The organism is Aquabacterium sp. UBA2148, assembly GCF_002328915.1.
Classification (GTDB): domain Bacteria; phylum Pseudomonadota; class Gammaproteobacteria; order Burkholderiales; family Burkholderiaceae_C; genus Aquabacterium; species Aquabacterium parvum.
The window spans coordinates 58,620-62,307 of record NZ_DCXA01000311.1; the positions used below are offsets into that span (position 1 = coordinate 58,620).

A 3,688-nucleotide genomic window follows, 5' to 3' on the forward strand; every position below is an offset into this window, starting at 1 on the left:
GCCGAAGTCGCGGGCCGTGACCGCGGTGTCGCCCTTGTGATCGCACAGGGCCAGCAGGAACATCTCGGCGGCGATGTAGGCGTCGCCGGCCTTGTGGGCTTCTTTCTCGGCCCCTTGCAGCAGGCTCACCGTGTCGCGGCCGGCCTGCACCTGCTCGGCGCCTTGCACCTGAGGCAGCTTGTCGAGGCCCTTTTCCAGGGCGGCGGCCAGCGGGGCCACCTTGACCCCGGCCTTTTCCAGCAGCGCGCGTGGGCCGTCGTCCTGGCGGAGCATGGCCAGCAGGATGTGGGCCGGTTCGATGTAGGGGTTGTCGCGGGTGACCGCCAGGCTCTGGGCCTCGGTCAGGGCTTCCTGGAAGGTGGAGGTGAGTTTGTCGAGTCGCATGAGGCTCTCCTGGAGTGCTGAGGCCGAGTTGATCAGCCGATTGCTGCGCAGATGGAGGGCACGAGGCGGTTTTCAAGCCCCGGCCGCAGCCCAGGCACCTCAGGTTTGCGCCAGATCAGATCGCCAGGCTTTCGCTGCTGACCCGGTTGCGCCCTGCCTGCTTGGCATCGTAGAGCCTGGCATCGGCCCGTGACAGGGCTTCTTCCAGCGGGCGGGTGCGGTGGTGAAAGGCAACGCCCACGCTGATGGTGACGGCGATCGTCACGCTGCTGTCGCCCACCTCGGCATGGCAGGGGCGAGCCTCGACCACCTGCCGCAGGCGCTCGGCCACCACCTGGGCGTCCTCGGCGGCCCTCAGGGGCAGCATGACCGTGAACTCCTCACCGCCGTAGCGCGCCAGCAGGGCGTCGTCGCGCAGGTGCTCCGAAAGCACCTGGGTGACGTGGCGCAACACCTCGTCTCCCACCGGGTGACCATGGCGGTCGTTGATGGATTTGAAGTGGTCGATGTCGATCATGAGCAGCGCCACGCCCAGGCTGTTGGCAGGCTGGCTGGCGAGCAGGCGCTGCCCGTGCTCTCTCAGCCCCCGGCGCGACAAGATGCCGGTGAGGTCGTCAGACAGAGAGCGGTGGTGAACCTGTTGGTAAAGCCGGTCGTTGATGGTGGCAAAAACGATGGCCGCCACCGACAACGGCAGCAAGGCGATGCCCATGGCCGATGGCGCCATCAGCCAATCGGGGGCCAGCAGCAAATGCGGCGGGTAAGGCCCAGGGTGGTCCCATGAGTAGGCCAGCACCATCACCCAGTCCAGCGAGAACAGGAAAGCCGTGAACAACAAGGCCCACTCACCGCTGAGACGCGGCTCCTGGGAGCGCAACAGCACCCGCCCCTGGTCCAGCAAGGTGCCAACGGCGATGGCCGCCAGCACCAGGGCCACCAGCAACTGGTAGTGCGCAGGGCTCAGCACCCCACCGCCGAACCAAAGCAGGCTCCCCGACCCGATGGCCAGCAACAGGCCCACCGAGAGGGGCGTGCGTTCGCCGTTGAGCTCTCGGAACCCCCAAGCCAGCAGCGTGACGCCCGTGGCGCACACCCCCACCCCGTGACGCCAGACTTCGCGCATGTGCTCAGGCGGGGTCACCAGCACCACCAGGAAGGCCGACAGGCACAGGAACGCCGCCCGGTACAGCAGCAGCGCGCGGCGGATGCGGGGGTGCTCGGTTCGCACCAACACGATCAGCCCCAGGCCGATCAGCGAGCCGGCGCCCGCCAGGGCGTAACAGGTGTGGACGTCGATGACGGACATGCGATTTGGATCATCCCATGTCCGGGCGCAAAGGGGAACTCAGGTCAACCATGCCCGCATGAGCCGGGCGCCCAATGCTGCACACGCGAGGGCACCGATCACGTGCGCCAGGGTGTGAAACAAGGCCCCACCCAGGTCGCCTTTCTCCAGCAAGGCCAGCGATTCGGCAGAAAACGCGGAGAAAGTGGTGAAGCCGCCCAGCAACCCGGTCACCAGCAGCAGGCGCAGGCCTTCGTCTGGGTGGCGCCCCAGCCAGGCCAGGGTCAGGCCGATGCACAGGCCGCCCACCAGGTTGACGAACAAGGTGCCCAGCGGAAAGCCACCCCACAGCGGGTTGAACCACACGCCCGCCTGCCAGCGCAACAAGGCGCCTGCTGCGGCCCCCACGGCCACGGCCACGGCCGGCGGCCACCCCAGCATCCCACCGCTCATGCTGCGCCCTCCTCGTCCGGGGCCTGGTGCCAGCGGCGGGCGGCGGCTTCGTCGCTTTCGCGCGCGTCCACCCAGCGGGCGTCCGAGCCGGCGATCTCCTTTTTCCAGAAAGGCGCGCGGGTCTTGAGCCAGTCCATGAGGAAGGCGGCGCAGTCGAAAGCCTGTTGTCGGTGTGCCGAGGTGACCGCCACCAGCACGATCTGCTCGCCAATGCCCAGGGGGCCGACGCGGTGGATGACGCGCACACCGCGCACGTTGAAGCGCTGGCTGGCCTGGGCGATGAGTTCGGCGATGCTGCGCTCGGTCATGCCCGGGTAGTGCTCCAGCTCCATGACGGCGGCCGGGGCGGCCTGGGCTGCGTCCTGCCACTCGCGCACGGTACCCACGAAGCTGACCACCGCACCCACACCCGGGTCGCAAGCGCGCAGGGCAGCCACTTCGGTGCTCAGGTCGAAATCCTCGGCCGACACGCGCACGCAGGCCAGGGCCTGCTCCAGCGTGAGCGGTGATCGGGTCAAACCGGCCTGCCCCATCATCAGCCTCCGGTCACCGGCGGGAAGAATGCCACCTCGTCGCCGTCCGACAGGGCTTGGTCGGCTTCGCACAGGGCCTGGTTGCAGGCCATGCGCAAGCCGCGATCGGGGTCCAGCACGCGGGCGTGCGCCTCGGAGCGTGACTGCAACCAGGTCAGCAAGGCGCCCACGGTGGGCTGAGCCAGCGCGCTCAGCTCAACGAGCTCTTGCGCGCCCAGGCGCTCGCGGACTGAAGCGAAATAGCGGACGGTGATGCTCATGGACGGATCATTCAAAGCTCAGGGCTGACGAGCGCTGAGCACGGGGTGCAGCAACTCGGACCAGGGCAACCAGCGCAGCCGGTCGCCCGGGTTCACAGGGGTCTGGGGCGACAGGTCGACCAAGCCATCGGACCAGGCGGCCGAGCTGAGCACGCCCGACCCCTGGTGAGGGTACAGCTCGAGCTCGCCCGCTTCGTTGAGGCGGGCGCGCAGGAACTCGCGCCGCTTGTCGGGTTTCGGCCAGTGGAAAGCCGCTGGCAGCGTGATGGCGCGCGGCAGCTGCCAGCCCTCCCCCGCCAGCCAGCCGATGGCCGGACGGGCCAGCAGCAGGAAAGTGACCAAGCTGGCGACCGGGTTGCCAGGCAGGCCCATGTAGAGGGCACGGCTGCCGTCGGCTCGGCGCAACCAGCCGAACACAAAGGGCTTGCCGGGCTTGATGGCCAGGGCCCAGAAATCGAGCCCGCCTTCAGCCAGCACGGCCTGGCGCAGGTGGTCTTCTTCACCGACCGACACGCCGCCACTGGTGATGACCAGGTCACAGGACTCGGCCGCGGCGCGCAGGGCAGCGCGGGTGGTGTCGAGGCGGTCGGGCACGGTGCCCAGGTCAAGCGGTTCGGCTCCCGCAGCGCGGGCCAGGCCCAGCAGGGTGTGTCGGTTGCTGTTGTAGATGCCGCCGGGTGGCAGTGGCTGGCCCGGCATGACGAGTTCGTCGCCGGTGGTGAGCACGCCCACGCGCGGCTGAGCGAACACCGTCAGCTCGGCTCGGCCGAGGC

The 3,688-nt window shown here is 68.9% G+C and carries 6 protein-coding genes; all 6 read right to left on the minus strand.

The window, feature by feature from the left end:
• Positions 1-384 (minus strand): Clp protease N-terminal domain-containing protein (locus tag B2W70_RS17460; protein WP_286747747.1); only part of this gene is annotated, 384 nt, incomplete at its 3' end.
• A 115-nt stretch (positions 385-499) separates the two neighbouring features.
• Complete coding sequence (locus B2W70_RS17465) at positions 500-1,690, minus strand: GGDEF domain-containing protein (RefSeq protein ID WP_286747749.1); 1,191 nt, start codon at positions 1,688-1,690, stop codon at positions 500-502.
• Between the two features lie 39 nt (positions 1,691-1,729).
• Positions 1,730-2,122 carry a fluoride efflux transporter CrcB gene (crcB, locus tag B2W70_RS17470; RefSeq protein WP_058089286.1) on the minus strand — a complete coding sequence of 131 codons (393 nt, stop codon included), beginning with the start codon at positions 2,120-2,122 and terminating at the stop codon, positions 1,730-1,732.
• The gene (locus B2W70_RS17475; RefSeq protein WP_235513969.1) at positions 2,119-2,640 is read right to left on the minus strand and encodes a molybdenum cofactor biosynthesis protein MoaE; all 522 of its coding nucleotides are present in this window, start codon (positions 2,638-2,640) and stop codon (positions 2,119-2,121) included. Before B2W70_RS17475 ends, crcB begins: the two co-directional genes overlap by 4 nt.
• A 17-nt stretch (positions 2,641-2,657) precedes the next feature.
• Entirely contained in the window at positions 2,658-2,915 is a 258-nt protein-coding gene (locus tag B2W70_RS17480; protein WP_058089287.1) for a MoaD/ThiS family protein, read from the minus strand.
• An 18-nt stretch (positions 2,916-2,933) separates the two neighbouring features.
• Positions 2,934-3,688: molybdopterin molybdotransferase MoeA (locus B2W70_RS17485; protein WP_286747752.1), on the minus strand; the 755-nt coding region annotated here is incomplete at its 5' end.